The following is a 15,402-nucleotide window of genomic DNA, read 5'->3' on the forward strand; positions in this document are numbered from 1 at the left end:
CTCAGTACCCTCGGATTTCCTGCAGGAACCGATCCCCATAGGCTTCCAGCTTGCGCGCGCCAACGCCGCCGATCTGGCCCAACTCCTGCAGCGTGGCAGGCCGCCGCGTGGCCATGTCGCGCAGGACGGAATCGTGGAAGATGACGTAGGGCGGCACACCGGCTTCCTGCGCGATCTCGCGGCGGAGCGCGCGCAGGGCCTCGAAGAGCGGATCGCCGACGGGATTGACCTCGACCTCCCCGCCCCGGCGGCGACGCGATGTGCGTTCGGCCTTGGGCGCTACAACGAGATCGAGGCGGCCTTCGCCCTTCAAGAGCGCGCGGGCATCGCCGCCGAGCATGAAGCCGCCGTGCTCGTTGGTGACGAGCGTGCCGCGGGCCTGCAGTGCGCGGGCGACGGGGCGCAAGAGGGGCGCTTCCTCACCGGGGACAATGCCGAAGACCGAGAGCTGATCGTGGCCCCGGTCCGTGACGCGTTCATCCGCCGCGCCGGTGAGGACCTTTTCGAGGTAGCCGAGGCCGAACATCTGCCCGGTGCGGTAGACGGCGGAAAGGAGCTTGCGGGCGAGCTGCGTCGCATCTGTCACCCCCGGTGCGTGGAGGCAGTTGTCGCAATTGCCGCAAGTCTCGGGCGGATGCTCGCCGAAGTGGCGCAGGAGGACGGCGCGGCGGCAGGTCGGCGTTTCGACAAGGTTTGCCAGCGCATCGAGCCGGGCGCGTTCGCTCGGCTGGCGGTGCTCTTCCACTTCTGAAATGCGCATCCGGGCGCGGGCGAAATCGTCAGCCCCCCAGAGCATGAGCGCAACGGCATCGTCCCCGTCGCGGCCAGCGCGGCCGGTTTCCTGGTAGTAGCCTTCGATCGACTTGGGCAGGCCGGCATGGGCGACGAAGCGCACATCAGGCTTGTCGATCCCCATGCCGAAGGCGACCGTGGCGACCATCACCATGTCTTCGCTGGCGACGAAGGCGGCCTGGTTGGCGGCGCGGACGTCTGCAGGGAGGCCCGCGTGGTAGGCCAGCACGCGGCGCCCCCCTTCAGCCAGTTGCGCGGCCAGCTTCTCGACACCATTCCGCGTCGGCGCATAGACAATGCCGGGGCCGCGCTGTTCGGCGAGCAAGGCTTTCAGCTGGCGCAGCGCATTGTCGCGCGGGGCGATGCGGTAGCGGATGTTGGGCCGGTCGAACCCGGCGATGACGAGGCCTTCGTCCGGGATGCCGAGCTGCGCGAGGATATCGGCGCGGGTGTGCCGGTCTGCCGTGGCCGTGAGCGCGAGGCGGGGTACATCCGGGAAACTGTCGAGCAGCGGGCGCAGCAGGCGGTAGTCGGGGCGGAAATCGTGGCCCCATTCGGAGACGCAGTGCGCTTCGTCGATGGCAAAAAGCGCGAGGGGGGCACGGGTCAGCAATTCGCGGAAATGCGGCTGGCTGGCGCGTTCAGGAGCAACGTAGAGCAGATCGAGCTGGCCTTGGCGGAAGCGCTCGATGGTCTGCTCGCGGTCCATATCGACACTGGTGAGCGCGGCGGCGGCGAGGCCGTTGGCATTGGCGGCGCGCAGCTGATCGTGCATCAGTGCGATGAGCGGCGAGACCACGACGCAGGTGCCCGGCAGCATGGCGGCGGGGAGCTGATAGGTGAGCGACTTGCCCGCGCCTGTGGGCATGACCGCCAGCGTCGATTGCCCCGCCAGCACACGACTGACCACTTGCTCCTGCACCCCGCGGAAGCTCGCGAAACCGAACACGCGCGAGAGGGCGGCAAGAGCATCCGCAGAGGAGGAGACAGAGAGGGCGTACACGCCGCCGCTATGGCAGAGGGCAGCCCCTCAGGAAAAGTGCAGATGGGGCCGATTCCGCATAAGCGGTGGACAGTTTCAGAGAGTGACCCCGAGGCGGTTCCACATCTGGATCAGCAGCCCGATCAGGACCAGCAGCAGCAGCGCGTGCAGCAGCCAGAACCCGGGCCCCTGCGCGGTCACCTTGGTCGGGGCGGCGGGATCGTACCAGACGATATAGCTGGAGGAGGGCGTCCATCCCCGCCGGACGCGGCGTTGCACGAGGGCGCGCTGTTCGTGGCCGCTTCGGGTGGTGAAGCGGATCTCGTCCTCGATCAGGCGGGCATGCTGGCCATCGCGCCAGTTGAAGCCGCGCAAAGTGCCGAACGTGGAGCCGAACGACCAGAAATCGTCGCTCTGCTGGGCATCGGTGTAGTCGCTGCGCCAGACCAGGGCGGTGGCAGGTCGCCAGCTGCCGAACAGCTGCAGAGCGCGAAACAGGCAGTAGACCAGCGCAAGATAGGCCGCGAGGGCAACGAGAAGCAGCATGGCAGCCATTGCGGCAGCCTATAGCACCCAGCGCTTAACGGGCTCTTTGCAGGACATCCTCTTCGGCAGCGGAGAAAGCGCTTTTGCCCTTGCCGCCTTCGTCAGGGACAGCGGTGGTGAAGAAGGCGATGCCACGTCCCGTCTTCGGATCGAGCCAGAGGCCGGAGCGCAGGGCATAGGCTTCGCCGGGGTGGCCGATGCGAGCAACGCCGTCGCCGAAGGGATCATCATGGCAGCCTTGCATGTGGTTGCCGATCAGTTGGAGACCAAGACCGTAGGCGCAGAAGAAACCGTCGGGCTCGCCATACTCCCCCACGCCGTTGCGGCCGTTGAAGCGCCACCGCGGGGTGACGAGCGCGGCGTAGCTCGCGGGCGAGAGAAACCCTCGTCCCCCACGCGCTAGCATCCGACCGATGCGGGCGAGATCGTTCATCGATATCCGCAGGCCGCCCTGCGGCGAGAACAGCGCGCCGTTCCAACCCGGGGTGTAGGCATCAAGGTTGCAGGGTTGCCCGGCGTTCACGACGACGGGACAAGCCGGCAGCGCGCCCTTGAGATCATCGCGCGCGACGCTGCCATCCGGACGGTAGAGCACCACTGCGCTTGCCGCTGCGGCGCCGTTGCAGCCGGACCAGTTGTAGCAGGCCGAAAGCCCGAGCGGCTTCATCACGAGGTCCTGCATCAGGCGGTCAAAGCGCTCGCCCGTGGCGGCTTCCATCACCGAGGCGACAACGGGGAAGTTGAGGTTGGTATAGTGGAACCAATCATCACCCCCATAGCCACTGGGTCCGTGCTGCGGATCCCAGGCGCGCGGATCGGCAAGGCGCTGGCGGATCGTTTCGCCCAGCGGGATGATGTAGTCCGCACCGTCGGTGAGGCCCGAGCGGTGCGAGAGGAGCAGGCGCAAGGTGATCGGACGATCCGGGAACTGCGGGTGGCGCAGCGGCCAGTGGAGATAGTCCGAGACATCGCGATCAAGATCGAGCACGCCGGCATCGACCAGCCGCAGCACGCCGAGCGTGGTGACGAGCTTGGAAATCGAGGCGATGCGGACGGGATCATCGACCGAGACGGGACGGCCGGAGGTCTGGTCCGCGGTGCCTTCGACCAGCACCGGACGCAAGGCCTGTCGATCGAACGCGACCGCGACGGTGACGGAATAAAGCCGCTGCGCCTGTGCTGGCACCGCCGCGACCGGCAGCAGCAGCAGCAGTGCCGCGAAAAGGCTGTGCCAGCCCCTCACCCCTGCCCGGCCCCGAGGCCAAGTTCGGCCAGCCGCGGGCGAACGTTGGGCACGGTCAGCATTGTGCTGGCGACGGCCATCAGCAGCATCGCGGTGAAAGTTTCGGCGGTGATGATCTGCTTGTCGAGCAGGACGTTGACGAAGATGATCATGATCAATGCCTTGGTCTGGAGCATCCAGCCGATCACCGCAGCCTCGCCCTTGGCCCAGCCGAGCAGGCGGCCCGCAACGTGGACGCCGACCAGCTTGCCAATGACGGCAGCCGCAAGGAACAGTGCCGCCGCCCCGAACACCGCCGCACCGCCGACGCCCCAATTCGTGCGCAGGCCGGTGGAGAGGAAGAACACCGGCATGACCGCGAGGAGCAGGAAGCTTCGGAAGCCGTCGAGCCGTTCGCGGCTGTACCACTTGGCATCGAGAACTGCGCCAGCGAGGAAGGCGCCGACCATGAAGTGGAGGCCGGACCAGTCCGCCGCGAAGCCGCAGGCGGATAGCCAGACGAGGCTGACATACCAGCGGTCGTTCTCCTCGATGCGCGAAACGAGCTGGCGCACGGCCCATGCGGCGGCGGCAAAACCGGCCAGGAACAGGCCCTGCCGCCCGACCCGCTCCCAATCCAGAAGGATGAGCGCGAGCACGCCCCAGATCAGCACGTCGTCGAGACTGGCGTAACGCAGCAGGCGCTGGCCGAACGCGCTGCGGAAAATCTCGAGCTTTTCCATCAGCAGGACGAGAATGGGGAGCGCGGTGACGGCGCAGGCCATGCCGATACCGAGGACCGCCTGGCCGTAGTTGCCCTTTGGTCCGATCCAGCCCGGTTCCTGCAGCAGCACGGCGGCCGCCGCCGCACCGAGGACGAGCGGAAAGAGGAGCGCGCAGCCGGCGGTGATCGCGGTTTCGCTCCAGTTTTCGAGCGCATCGCCGAGATCGAGTTCGAGCCCGGCCGCGAAGACGAACATCATCACCGCCCACCACGCGACACCGTTGAGTGCACCGATGACCTGCGGGTTGAAGACGAAGCTGTAGTAGCCGGGGAACATGGCGCCGAGCACGCCGGGGCCAAGGATAATCCCGCCGACGATCTGCACGACCACAAGCGGGGCGTAGTGGTCGGTCCGCAGCAGGCGCCAGAAGGCATAGGGAACGGCAAGGATGATCGTCAGCGCGATCAGGAAGATTTCGGAAGTGCTCATCGTAGGCATGGCGCGGGATTCTAGTGCCTCCGGATTGGAAGAGCTATTGCCCTTGCATCCCGGCCTTCCGGTGTCTGGGGATAATGGCGGCGGTTAACCCTTCAATCGAGGTTGGGCCGCAGCCAGCGCTCCGTTGTCGCGAGATCGAACCCGCGGCGGACCGCGTAGTCTTCCACCTGATCGCGGCCGATGCGGGCGACGCCGAAATACTCGCTTTCGGGGTGCGCGAAGTAGAAGCCGGAGACGGCGGCGGTGGGCAGCATGGCCTGCGATTCGGTCAGCGTGATCCCCGTGTTTTCCGTCGCATTCAGGAGATCGAACAGGATCGGCTTGAGTGTGTGATCCGGGCAGGCGGGATAGCCCGGAGCGGGGCGGATGCCGCGGTACTGCTCCTTGATCAGCGCTTCGTTGGTGAGCTGTTCGCCCGGCGCATAGGCCCAGAGCGTGGTGCGCACATGCTGATGGAGGCGCTCGGCATAGGCTTCGGCGAAGCGGTCGGCGAGCGCCTTCAGCAGGATGTCGTTGTAATCGTCATGCGCCGCCTTGAAGCGTTCGAGATGCGGTTCGATGCCGTGGATGCCGACCGCGAAGCCGCCGAGCCAATCGCCCTGCGGATCGATGAAATCGGCAAGGCACATGTTCTTGCGGTCGCGGCTCTTGCGGATCTGCTGACGCAGGAAGGGGAGGCGGACGTGGCGCTCTTCCTCGGGGAGATAGAGCACGACATCGTCCTCCTCGCGGTGGCACGGCCAGAAGCCGGCGACGCCTTTCGCGGTGAACCATTTTTCGGCGATGATCTGATCGAGCATCTTGCGCGCATCGGCAAACAAGCTGCGGGCAGATTCGCCGACGATCTCGTCATCGAGAATAGCGGGATAGGTGCCGGCGAGTTCCCAGGCGCGGAAGAACGGAGTCCAGTCGATGCATTCGGCGAGGTCCGCGAGGTCCCATTCGGGGAAGACGTGCAAGCCGGGCTGTTCGGGCGGCGGGGCCTTTTCGGAGAGATCGGGAATGTATGCATTGGCGCGGGCATCGGCGAGGCTCAAGAGGACCGAGGCCTCCTTGCCCGCGCGCAGATCGCGCACGTGCTGGTACTCGCCCGCCGTCGCCTCGACAAAACCATCGCGCTGGGTGTCGGACAGCAGCTGGCTGGCGACGCCGACCGCGCGGCTGGCGTCGAGCACGTGGACGACGGGGCCTTCGTAGGCTGGATCGATGCGCAGCGCGGTGTGGACCTTGCTGGTCGTCGCGCCGCCGATCAGCAGCGGGATGGTGAACCCGGCGCGCTGCATTTCCTCCGCCACGGTCACCATCTCGTCGAGCGAGGGGGTGATAAGGCCGGACAGGCCGATCATGTCCGCGTCCTCGGCCTTGGCGGTCTCGAGGATTTTCGACCAAGGGACCATGACGCCGAGGTCGATCACTTCATAGCCGTTGCACTGGAGCACGACGCCGACGATGTTCTTGCCGATATCGTGGACGTCGCCCTTGACCGTGGCCATCACGATGCGGCCCTTGGCCTTGGCACCTTCCTCCTTCTCCGCCTCGATGAAGGGAATGAGGTGGGCGACGGCCTTCTTCATCACGCGCGCGGATTTGACCACCTGCGGGAGGAACATCTTGCCCGAGCCGAACAGGTCGCCGACCGTGTTCATGCCCTGCATCAGCGGGCCTTCGATCACTTCGATGGGCCGCCCCCCGCGCGCCGCGATTTCGGCGCGGGCTTCCTCGGTATCCTCGACCACGTAAAGGTCGATGCCCTTGACGAGCGCGTGTTCGAGGCGGCGGACAACGTCCCAGCCGCGCCATTCCTCGGCGGCCTTCTCGGCAACCGCATCCTTGCCCTTGTAGCTTTCGGCCAGCGTGATCAGCCGCTCCGTTGCTTCAGGGTGGCGCATGAGGAGCACGTCCTCGCAGGCCTCGCGCAGCACGGGGTCGATCTGGTCGTAGATGTCGAGCTGGCCCGCGTTGACGATGGCCATGTCCATGCCCGCCGGGATCGCGTGGTAGAGGAACACCGAATGCATCGCGCGGCGCACGGTCTCGTTGCCGCGGAACGAAAACGAGAGGTTGGAAAGGCCGCCCGAGATGTGGACATGGGGGCAGCGGGCGCGGATCTCGCGCGCGGCTTCGATGAAATCGAGCGCGTAGCGATCATGCTCCTCGATGCCGGTGGCGATGGCGAAAATGTTGGGGTCGAAGATGATGTCTTCGGCCGGGAAGCCAATGCCCAGAAGGAGCTTGTAGGCGCGCTCGCAGATCTCGACCTTGCGCGCCTTGGTATCGGCCTGGCCCTTCTCGTCGAAGGCCATGACGACGACGGCGGCGCCATAGTCCATGCACTTGCGGGCATAGGTGAGGAAGGCTTCCTCGCCCTCCTTCATCGAGATCGAATTGACGATGGGCTTGCCCGATACGCACTTGAGCCCGGCCTCGATCACCTCCCATTTCGAGCTGTCGATCATCACCGGCACCCGGGCGATATCGGGTTCGGCAGCGATGAGCTTGAGGAAGGTCGTCATGGCGTGGACCGCATCGAGCAGCCCCTCGTCCATGTTGACGTCGATGATCTGCGCGCCGTTTTCGACCTGCTGGCGCGCGACTTCGACTGCCTTCGTATAGTCGCCCGCGAGGATCAGCTTCTTGAACGCGGCGGAGCCGGTGACGTTGGTGCGTTCGCCGACGTTGACGAAGGAAGAACCGGTGGGGCGGGTGGCGGTTTCGGTGGTCATTTCAAACTCCCCCCTCCCGCTTGCGGGAGGGGTCGGGGGTGGGTTCTTCTGCTTGCGAGGGATGCGCCTGAACTGGCCCACCCCTAACCCCTCCCGCAGGCGGGAGGGGGATTGGTTATGCCATCACGAACGGTTCGAGGCCGGCGAGGGCAGTCGCGGTCTGGTGCTGGGGCAGCGTGCGAGGCGGAAGGCCCTGCACCGCGCGGGCGATCGCGGCGATGTGTTCGGGCGTGGAACCACAGCATCCGCCGAGAATGTTGACTTGCCCGTGTTCCGCCCATTCGTGAACGAACCCGGCAGTGGTCGCGGGCAGTTCGTCATAGGCGCCGAGTTCGTTGGGTAGGCCCGCGTTCGGGTAGACCATGATCAGCGTATCGGCGAGCTGGGCCAGTGCGCGGACGTGGGGGCGCAGTTGCTGCGCGCCGAATGAGCAATTGAGGCCGATGGTGACAGGGCGCGCGTGGCGCACCGCGTACCAGAACGCCTCGACCGTATGGCCGGACAGGTTGCGGCCCGAAAGGTCCGTCAGCGTCATCGAGAGCATGATCGGCACTTCGCGGCCAAGCTGCTGCTCGAGCTGGCGGACGGCCATGATCGCGGCCTTGGCATTGAGCGTATCGAACACGGTCTCGACGAGGATGAAATCCGCACCGCCTTCGACGAGGGCTTCGGCCTGTTCGCGGTAGACGTCGACGAGGAAATCCCAGTCGATCTCGCGGAAGCCGGGATCGTTGACATCGGGGGAGAGCGAGAGCGTCTTGTTCGTAGGGCCGATGGCGCCAGCGACGAAGCGCGGGCGGCCGTCATCGGACTGGAATTCATCCGCAACGCGGCGAGCAAGTTTCGCGCTTTCTAGGTTGATGTCGCGCACGAGATGTTCGGCGCCGTAGTCCGCCTGGCTGATCCGGTTGGCGGAGAAGGTGTTGGTTTCGGCGATATCCGCGCCGGCCGCGAAATAGGCGCGGTGGATCGATTCGGGCACGTGGGGGGCCGTCAGCGCAAGGATGTCGTTGTTGCCCTTCTGATCGCGGGCAAGGCCGAGATTGCCGGCGTAGTCGGCCTCGGTGAGCTTCCAGTTCTGGATCTCTGTGCCGAACGCGCCGTCGGTGATGAGGATGCGTTCCCTGGCCTGCGCGAGTAGCGCGGCGCGGGCAGCAGATGGGGTAATCGTCATGCGGCTTGCTCCAGCGGGGCGCGTTCGGGGCGCAGACCGAGCAGGTGGCAGATCGCGTAGGACAGCTCGGCCCGGTTGAGGGTGTAGAAGTGGAAATCGCGCACGCCGCCCGCATAGAGACGGCGGCAGAACTCGGCGCAGACCGTTGCGGCGACCAGCTGGCGCGAGGACGGGTGATGGTCGAGCCCTTCGAACAGACCGTCCATCCATGCCGGGATGTGCGCGCCGCAAGCGGCAGCGAACTTGCGCGTCTGCGCGACATTGGAAACAGGCAGAATGCCCGGCAGCACCGGGGCAGTGATCCCGGCAGCGGCGAGCCTGTCACGGAAGCGGAAGAAGGTCTCCGGCTCGAAGAAGAACTGGCTGATGGCGCGGTTGGCGCCGGCATCGAGCTTGCGCTTGAGGTTGTCGATATCGGCTTCGACGCTGGGCGAATCCGGATGGCATTCGGGATAGGCCGCGACCGAAATTTCGAACGGAGCGATCTTCTTGAGGCCTGCGACGAGGTCTGCGGCATTGGCATAGCCATCGGGATGCGGGGTGAAGGGCACGCCGGGCGCGCCCATATCACCGCGCAGCGCGACGATGTGGCGCACGCCCGCTTCCCAGTAGCTTTCTGCGACTTCCTGGATCTCGGCCTTGCTGGCTTCGACGCACGTGAGGTGCGCGGCGGCGGGGAGGCGCGCTTCCTTGATGATCCGCGCGACGGTGCCGTGCGTGCGATCGCGCGTCGAGCCGCCCGCGCCGTAGGTTACCGAGACGAAGCTTGGGCGCAGCGGGGCCAGCGTGGTGACGACGTCCCACAGCTGCTCCATCAGCGGATCGGTACGCGGGGGAAAGAACTCGAAGCTGACGCGGATATCACCGGGAAGCCCGGCGAAGAGCGGGGTATCGAGCGCGGTGCGCGCTTCGCGCAGTTGGTCGAAGGTAGTGGTCATGCGGTTACCAGTCTTGGAAATTCGGTGACGGCGGCGCGGCGCACGCCGGTCCAGATCTTGACGATGAGCTCGTGGCCCGGAAGTGCGCGGTCGCCCGCGGGATCGAACCCGGCACCGGTGAGCAGCGCGGCGATCTGGGCATCGGAGAAACCGAGGCGGGCGTGGGCATGCGCAGTGCGCAGTTCCTCGCGCTCGTGCGGGGCGAAATCGACGATGACGATGCGTCCACCCTGCGCCGTGACACGCGCCGCTTCGGCCAGCACGGCCTGCGGGGCGAGCGCATAGTGGAGGACCTGGTGGAACAGCACCGTGTCAAAGCCCCCATCGATTCTGGCATCGGGGAACGGCAACTGCGCGAAATCGCCCTGAACCAGCGTGACGTGGCCGGCCGGCAGGTGCTGCAACCGGGTGCGGGCGAGGCGCAGCATTTCCGGGCTCTTGTCGAGGCCAGTGAGATGGGCCGCACGGTCTGCGAAGAGTTCGGCGATGCGGCCCGTGCCGGTACCGACATCGAGCAAGCGGCCGATCTGGCCGGAGAGCATTTCGCCCAGCGCCGCTTCGACCGGGCCATCGGCGATGTGGAGGCTGCGCAGCTCGTCCCATTCGGCAGCGTGGCGGGCGAAGTAATCTGCCGCCGTGGCCTCGCGCGCGGAACGGATCACGCCGAGGTGCTGGCGGTCTTCGGCGCATTGCGCGCCGAAAGCTGAGTCGTCCGCCTCGGCGGTGATGAGCACGCGGGCGAGCGCGGTGCCAAGTGCGTCGGGCGCACCGGCTTCGCTGACGGCGGTGCGCAGGAAGACCCAGCCGCCTTCGCGGCGACGCTCGGCAAGACCCGCATCGCAAAGGATCTTGATGTGGCGGGAAACACGTGGCTGGCTCTGCCCGAGCACTTGCGCCAATTCGCCCACGGCGAGTTCCATGCTGGCCAGCAGCCGCATGATGCGCAGCCGGGTCGGATCAGCCAAGGCGCGGAGGGTTTCGAGCACGGACATTGGCATAGCGATATAAAGCCTTCTTTATATGATGCAAGACATATAAGGACATCCTTATATGATAGAACGATCAGATAACCCTTAACGTCGTCCGTTTGAGGTTTGCCATGGCCAATACGGCGCACTAGAACGCGCGGGCACCGCGGTGATATGCCGCCGGAACGGACCATACAGATCAGCCTGAGGGACTATCATGACCAAGACCACCCAGATCAAGCGCCTCGCGACCGTGCTGGCCTGCGCGGCGGCCTTCGCGCTGAGCGCCTGCGGCAAGACCGACGACGCTTCTTCGGGCGCAACCGCTGACAACGTCGAGATGCCCGCGGACGAACTGCCTTCGGCAGAGCCGTCGGCAGCTGCTCCGGCTCCCGCCGCCGATGCCTCGCAGGCCGCGCTGAGCGCCGAGGATGCTGCAAAGAGCGCGGCTGACAGCGCCGTCTCGGCAGCCGAGGAAGCCAAGGCCGCTGCCGCTGCTGCCGCTGAAGAATCGCAGCAGAAGCCGCAGTAATGAGGCGCTCGGGGAGCCTGCGCGCGGCTCTGACCGCACTGGCGCTGCTCCCCGCAGCCCTTTGCCTCGACGGCTGTCAGCAGGACACTGATCCGGGGCCCGGCGGCGTGACCGTCGGCGAAGCCCGCGCGCTCGATGAAGCGGCGGAAATGCTGCAGAAGCGCCCTGCCCCGCCGCTGGTGGATGCGACGGTTCCTGCCGACCTGGCGACGATCCCTGCGTCGGAAGCGGAAGCGGCAGCGGCGGAGCCTGCCAAAAAGCCCTAGTCCAGCCGCACCTTGCCGCGCCCGGCCTTGATCGCGCTGCGGTTCTTCTTGCCCGCCAATCGTTCGGTCTTGCCGACGCGGTTGAGGCGGGACTTGGCGCGGCGGGCGGGCAATGTCGCCGCTTCACGCAAGAGTTCGGCGAGGCGGCTCCTCGCGTCCTCGCGGTTCTGTTCCTGCGTGCGGTACGTGCGCGCGGTGAGGATGATCTCGCCCTTGGCGGTCATTTTGCTGCCGGCGAGGTCCTTGAGGCGATGGAACACTTCGGGCGTGAGACGCAGCGCGAAGACATCAAGGCGGAGCTGGACAGCAGTCGCCACCTTGTTGACGTTCTGCCCGCCGGGGCCTGCGGAGGCGATGAAGCTCTCCTCGATAAGGCCGAGCGCGCGCTCGATCAGGGCGTCTGCTGCGGACATGTGAACCCGAGAGCGGCGAAATCGGCGGGAAGCGGCGCGGTGGCGGCAATCGGCGGCTTGCCTTCGCGCGGGACGGTGAGCGCGGCGGCGTGGAGCATGGTACGGCGCGCGCCTCCGCCCGTGCCGTAGATCGGATCGCCAAGCAGTGCGGCACCAAGGCCGGCGAGCGCATGGACGCGGATCTGATGGGTGCGGCCGGTTTCGGGCCGGAACTCGACGAGGGTCAGCCCCTCCTTGCGCTCGACCACGCGCCAGTGGGTGACGGCGGGCTTGCCGGCGCGGGCCGGGATCATGCGCCAGCCTTTCTCGGCGCTGCTGATCTTTGAGAGATTGAGCGCGATAGTGCCCTCATCGTCTGCCACCGGACCGGCGACGATCCCGAGGTAGACTTTTTCCACCTGCCGCGCCTCGAACGCAGCGGCGAAGCGCTTGTGGGCCTTGGCGTGGCGCGCGAGGAGCAGGCAGCCCGAGGTATCCTGATCGAGCCGGTGGACCGCGAGCGGCAGGCGCTGGAAGCCGAGGCGCAGGGCATCGAGATAGTTCTCGAGGCTGGTGCCTCCGGCGCGCGGTCGGTCGATCGGGAGGCCGGCGGGCTTGTCGATGACGAGCGCCTCGCCGTCTTCGAACAGGATGGGGAGCGTGATCATGCCAGCGCATCCGCGATGCGCCGGAAAGCTTCTGCAAGGCGGGTGTCATCTGCGGCGAAGCTGATGCGGAAGCCGTCCTTGCCGCCGAAGGCCGATGCGGCGACGACCGCGATGCCATGGTCGAGGAGATGGAGCGCGAGCGCCTCGTCATCGCCGAAGCGGGCCATCAGCGGGGCCGCGTCGATGAGGCAGTAGAATGCGCCATCGGGAACCGGAGTGGAGAGGCCGGGGATCGCATTGAGGGCTGCGACGGCGGCATCGCGGCGCACGCGGAAACGGTCGCGCCAATCGAGCAGGAACTCCTGCGGGCCGGTGAAGGCAGCAACGGCGGCGGCCTGGCTGATCGAGCAGGGATTGCCCGAAGCGTGCGACTGCAGCTTGGCCATCGCGCCGATCAGCCACTGCGGCCCGGCTGAGACGCCGATACGGAAGCCGGTCATCGCGTGGCTCTTGGAGACACCGGAGACGGTGAGGACACGGTCGGAAAGGTCCGGGCACACGACCGCGAGCGTGGCATGCGCGCCTGCGGTGTAGCGCAAGGGCGCGTAGATATCGTCGCTGAGGACAAGAACCTGGGGGTGACGGCGCAGGACTTCGCCGAGCGCGGCAAGGTCATCGGCGGAGTAGACCGCGCCGGTGGGATTGCCGGGGCTGTTGAGCAGGAGCCAGCGGGTGCGCGGGGTGATCGCGGCGGCGAGCTGTTCGGCGCTGATGCGGTAGCCGGTTTCGGGCGTGGTCGGCAGTGCGACGGGCTCGGCCCCGGCGAAGCGGACGATCTCGGGGTAGCTGACCCACCACGGGGCCGGGATCAGGACTTCATCACCGAGGCCGGCGGTGGCGGCGATCGCGAGGAAGATCGCCTGCTTGCCGCCCGCGCTGACGATGACCTGCGAAGGCGGCACTTCGATGCCGAGATCGCGCACGAAGTGGAGCGCGGCCGCTTCCCTCAACGCCGCCGTGCCGGGGACGGCGGTGTAGCGCGTGTCGCCCGCATCGAGCGCGGCCTTGGCGGCTTCGATCACGTGTGGCGGGGTGGGAAAGTCCGGCTCGCCGACCGAAAGCGAAATGATGTCGCGGCCTTCGGCGCGCAGCGCGATGGCGCGGTCGGTCATCACCGTGGTGCGCGAGGCGGAAATGCGCCCCAGAGCCTCGCTGGAATGCGGCTCGCTCATGCGCCGAGCAGCCTGGCGGGGATCAGGCCGCGCAGGGCATTGCCGATGAAGAAGCCGGATTCGAGATCGTTCAGGCGCACATCGCCTTCGACCGCGCGGCCGCTACCCAGCAGGCTGCGGCGCAGCACGCCGGGGAGGAGGCCGAGTGCGGCGGGCGGCGTGACCAGCACATCGCCGCGAGGCACGAAAATGTTCGTGAAGCTGCCTTCGGTGAGGCGGCCATCATCGCGCAGGAGCAGGGTTTCATGCGCTCCGGCGGCCTTGGCTGCGCGCAGGGCATCCTCGTAGAAGTGCCGGTCGGTGGTCTTGTGACGCAGGCGCCAATCGCCTTCCGCCACCGGCAGTGGCAGGATGGCGCAGATCGCCGGGTCCGGCAGGGCCGGTGGCATCGGCGCCGCGTCGAGCGCGTGGGCACCGCTTTTCGAGACGAGGAGGCGCACTTTGGATGGCGCATCGAGATCGAAACAGAGGACGTGGATGGCGTTGCGCAGCGCGTGGCGATCGAATTCGAAGCCGAGTTCGGCAGCGCTGGCCTTCATGCGTTCGAGGTGGAGTTCGAGGAACGCGATGCCCTCTGCCGGATCGAACGCCATCGTCTCGATCAGATCGGCGCTGCTGGCCTCCAGACGCAAGACATCCCCTTTCACCAGGCATTCGCGCCATTCGGCAAGGGATAAAGAGTCCGCAACGACTGCGGAACCGACCCCCATGGTAGCGCGCCCCCGGCCCGCGCCCGGATAGTCCGGAAGCAGCCGTACGGTCCGGATTGCCACATTGAAGGCGGCGTCACCAGCCTGCTGATTTTCGGACACGTCGATCCGCCCGATGGCGCCGCAGTAGAGGCCGCGCGCATCGCGTTCGATCTCGTCGATCAGTTCCATCGCGCGGATCTTGGGCGCGCCGGTGATCGAGCCGCAGGGGAAGATCGCGCGTACCAGATCGCGGGCGTCGGCGCCGGGCTGCAGGCGGGCGTGGACGGTGGTCACCATCTGGTGGACGGTGGGGTAGGTCTCGACCGCGAAAGGCGCTTCGACGCGCACACTGCCGGGCTCGGCGACGCGCGAGAGATCGTTGCGCATCAAGTCGACGATCATCAGGTTCTCGGCGAGATCCTTGACGCTGGCTGAAAGCGCCGCCTTGTTGGCCGCGTCTTCCTCCAGTGTCCGTCCGCGCGGGGCAGTGCCCTTCATCGGACGGACCTCGGCGCGGCCATCCTCCAGCGTGAAAAACAGCTCGGGCGAGACCGAGAGGTGCCAGTGTGCGCCGTCCCAGATCACCGCCCCGTAGCCGGAGCGGGCGTCGGACCGGAGCGCGCGGTAGATGGCGAGCGGATCACCGGTCCATGAGCCGCCAAGCTCGAAGGTGTAGTTCGCCTGATAGATGTCGCCCGCGGAAATGGCCGACTTGAGGCTCTCGAAGCCAGTGCCGTAGCCGCCGGGCGAGACTTGCGGATCGAGCGGACCGAGGCGGCCCTTGCCTTCCACCATCGCATCAAGCCAATCTTGCGCCTCGGCAACGGTTAGTTCGCGCATTTCGGCAAAGCGGGCGAACCAGACCAATGGCCCGGTCGCGCCGGCACGGGCGGGCAGGCGCGCGGCAAGGCGCGGTTCGAGCGCGAGGCCGGCTTCGTAGGCGATCAGGCCCGCCCAGTGCCCCGGCGCTGCGCCAATGCGGGCGAGCGCGGCTTCCACCTCATCCGGCCGGCGCGCGATGACGATCTCCGCCGGGGCCGTATAGAGCCGCGCCGGGCCAGCGCCTTCTTCGCGGGCGTCGTCGAGCAGGATGAAGGGATTGGCGGTCATGA

General features: G+C 66.9%; 14 protein-coding genes. 2 read left to right on the top strand and 12 right to left on the bottom strand.

All coding sequences use genetic code 11. The features are described from left to right. Window position 1 precedes the first annotated feature (1 nt). The 8 genes from recQ to NDB2M1_RS20285 all read right to left on the bottom strand — a co-directional run bounded on the left by recQ (window position 2) and on the right by NDB2M1_RS20285 (window position 10,592). The gene (gene recQ, locus NDB2M1_RS20250) at window positions 2–1,795 is read right to left on the bottom strand and encodes a DNA helicase RecQ (protein ID WP_072384541.1); all 1,794 of its coding nucleotides are present in this window, start codon (window positions 1,793–1,795) and stop codon (window positions 2–4) included. Between the two features lie 75 nt (window positions 1,796–1,870). Beyond that, entirely contained in the window at window positions 1,871–2,329 is a 459-nt protein-coding gene (locus tag NDB2M1_RS20255) for a DUF3592 domain-containing protein (protein ID WP_072384542.1), read from the bottom strand. 25 nt (window positions 2,330–2,354) lie between these two features. Further along, window positions 2,355–3,563, bottom strand: coding sequence for a serine hydrolase domain-containing protein (locus NDB2M1_RS20260; protein WP_253185972.1), 1,209 nt, complete (start codon window positions 3,561–3,563; stop codon window positions 2,355–2,357). Continuing rightward, complete coding sequence (locus NDB2M1_RS20265; RefSeq protein WP_072384543.1) at window positions 3,560–4,756, bottom strand: cation:proton antiporter; 1,197 nt, start codon at window positions 4,754–4,756, stop codon at window positions 3,560–3,562. Before NDB2M1_RS20265 ends, NDB2M1_RS20260 begins: the two co-directional genes overlap by 4 nt. A 101-nt stretch (window positions 4,757–4,857) precedes the next feature. Next, complete coding sequence (metH, locus tag NDB2M1_RS20270) at window positions 4,858–7,488, bottom strand: methionine synthase (protein ID WP_072384544.1); 2,631 nt, start codon at window positions 7,486–7,488, stop codon at window positions 4,858–4,860. A gap of 115 nt (window positions 7,489–7,603) precedes the next feature. Next, window positions 7,604–8,662: a homocysteine S-methyltransferase family protein gene (locus NDB2M1_RS20275; protein WP_072384545.1), complete on the bottom strand. Its 1,059-nt coding sequence runs from the start codon at window positions 8,660–8,662 to the stop codon at window positions 7,604–7,606. Further along, window positions 8,659–9,600, bottom strand: coding sequence for a methylenetetrahydrofolate reductase [NAD(P)H] (gene metF / locus NDB2M1_RS20280; RefSeq protein WP_072384546.1), 942 nt, complete (start codon window positions 9,598–9,600; stop codon window positions 8,659–8,661). Before metF ends, NDB2M1_RS20275 begins: the two co-directional genes overlap by 4 nt. Further along, window positions 9,597–10,592, bottom strand: coding sequence for an ArsR/SmtB family transcription factor (locus NDB2M1_RS20285; protein WP_072384547.1), 996 nt, complete (start codon window positions 10,590–10,592; stop codon window positions 9,597–9,599). Before NDB2M1_RS20285 ends, metF begins: the two co-directional genes overlap by 4 nt. Before the next feature lie 193 nt (window positions 10,593–10,785). Here NDB2M1_RS20285 and NDB2M1_RS20290 point away from each other — a divergent pair, with 193 nt between their 5' ends. Continuing rightward, window positions 10,786–11,100 carry a hypothetical protein gene (locus NDB2M1_RS20290; RefSeq protein ID WP_143146853.1) on the top strand — a complete coding sequence of 105 codons (315 nt, stop codon included), beginning with the start codon at window positions 10,786–10,788 and terminating at the stop codon, window positions 11,098–11,100. Next, a complete protein-coding gene (locus NDB2M1_RS20295; RefSeq protein ID WP_072384548.1) occupies window positions 11,100–11,366 on the top strand; it encodes a hypothetical protein in 267 nt (88 codons plus the stop codon). The genes NDB2M1_RS20290 and NDB2M1_RS20295 overlap by 1 nt, the downstream gene beginning before the upstream one ends. On the opposite strand, the gene arfB is transcribed toward NDB2M1_RS20295, so the two are convergent. From arfB to pabB, 4 genes are read right to left on the bottom strand one after another with little or no spacing between them, the layout of a single operon-like run. Next, entirely contained in the window at window positions 11,363–11,779 is a 417-nt protein-coding gene (gene arfB / locus NDB2M1_RS20300) for an alternative ribosome rescue aminoacyl-tRNA hydrolase ArfB (RefSeq protein WP_072384549.1), read from the bottom strand. The genes NDB2M1_RS20295 and arfB overlap by 4 nt on opposite strands. Next, entirely contained in the window at window positions 11,758–12,426 is a 669-nt protein-coding gene (locus NDB2M1_RS20305; RefSeq protein ID WP_072384550.1) for an RluA family pseudouridine synthase, read from the bottom strand. The genes arfB and NDB2M1_RS20305 overlap by 22 nt, the downstream gene beginning before the upstream one ends. Continuing rightward, window positions 12,423–13,598: a pyridoxal phosphate-dependent aminotransferase gene (locus NDB2M1_RS20310; protein WP_072384551.1), complete on the bottom strand. Its 1,176-nt coding sequence runs from the start codon at window positions 13,596–13,598 to the stop codon at window positions 12,423–12,425. The genes NDB2M1_RS20305 and NDB2M1_RS20310 overlap by 4 nt, the downstream gene beginning before the upstream one ends. Then, complete coding sequence (gene pabB / locus NDB2M1_RS20315; RefSeq protein ID WP_072384552.1) at window positions 13,595–15,400, bottom strand: aminodeoxychorismate synthase component I; 1,806 nt, start codon at window positions 15,398–15,400, stop codon at window positions 13,595–13,597. Before pabB ends, NDB2M1_RS20310 begins: the two co-directional genes overlap by 4 nt. Window positions 15,401–15,402 lie beyond the last annotated feature (2 nt).

Source organism: Novosphingobium sp. NDB2Meth1, from assembly GCF_900117425.1.
Classification (GTDB): Bacteria; Pseudomonadota; Alphaproteobacteria; order Sphingomonadales; family Sphingomonadaceae; genus Novosphingobium.

Coding starts and splice junctions, on each gene's coding strand:
- NDB2M1_RS20255 (WP_072384542.1), bottom strand. CDS start 2,329: ATGGCTGCCATGCTGCTTCTCGTTGCCCTCGCGGCCTATCTTGCGCTG.
- NDB2M1_RS20265 (WP_072384543.1), bottom strand. CDS start 4,756: ATGAGCACTTCCGAAATCTTCCTGATCGCGCTGACGATCATCCTTGCC.
- metH (WP_072384544.1), bottom strand. CDS start 7,488: ATGACCACCGAAACCGCCACCCGCCCCACCGGTTCTTCCTTCGTCAAC.
- NDB2M1_RS20275 (WP_072384545.1), bottom strand. CDS start 8,662: ATGACGATTACCCCATCTGCTGCCCGCGCCGCGCTACTCGCGCAGGCC.
- metF (WP_072384546.1), bottom strand. CDS start 9,600: ATGACCACTACCTTCGACCAACTGCGCGAAGCGCGCACCGCGCTCGAT.
- NDB2M1_RS20285 (WP_072384547.1), bottom strand. CDS start 10,592: ATGTCCGTGCTCGAAACCCTCCGCGCCTTGGCTGATCCGACCCGGCTG.
- NDB2M1_RS20290 (WP_143146853.1), top strand. CDS start 10,786: ATGACCAAGACCACCCAGATCAAGCGCCTCGCGACCGTGCTGGCCTGC.
- NDB2M1_RS20295 (WP_072384548.1), top strand. CDS start 11,100: ATGAGGCGCTCGGGGAGCCTGCGCGCGGCTCTGACCGCACTGGCGCTG.
- arfB (WP_072384549.1), bottom strand. CDS start 11,779: ATGTCCGCAGCAGACGCCCTGATCGAGCGCGCGCTCGGCCTTATCGAG.
- NDB2M1_RS20305 (WP_072384550.1), bottom strand. CDS start 12,426: ATGATCACGCTCCCCATCCTGTTCGAAGACGGCGAGGCGCTCGTCATC.
- NDB2M1_RS20310 (WP_072384551.1), bottom strand. CDS start 13,598: ATGAGCGAGCCGCATTCCAGCGAGGCTCTGGGGCGCATTTCCGCCTCG.
- pabB (WP_072384552.1), bottom strand. CDS start 15,400: ATGACCGCCAATCCCTTCATCCTGCTCGACGACGCCCGCGAAGAAGGC.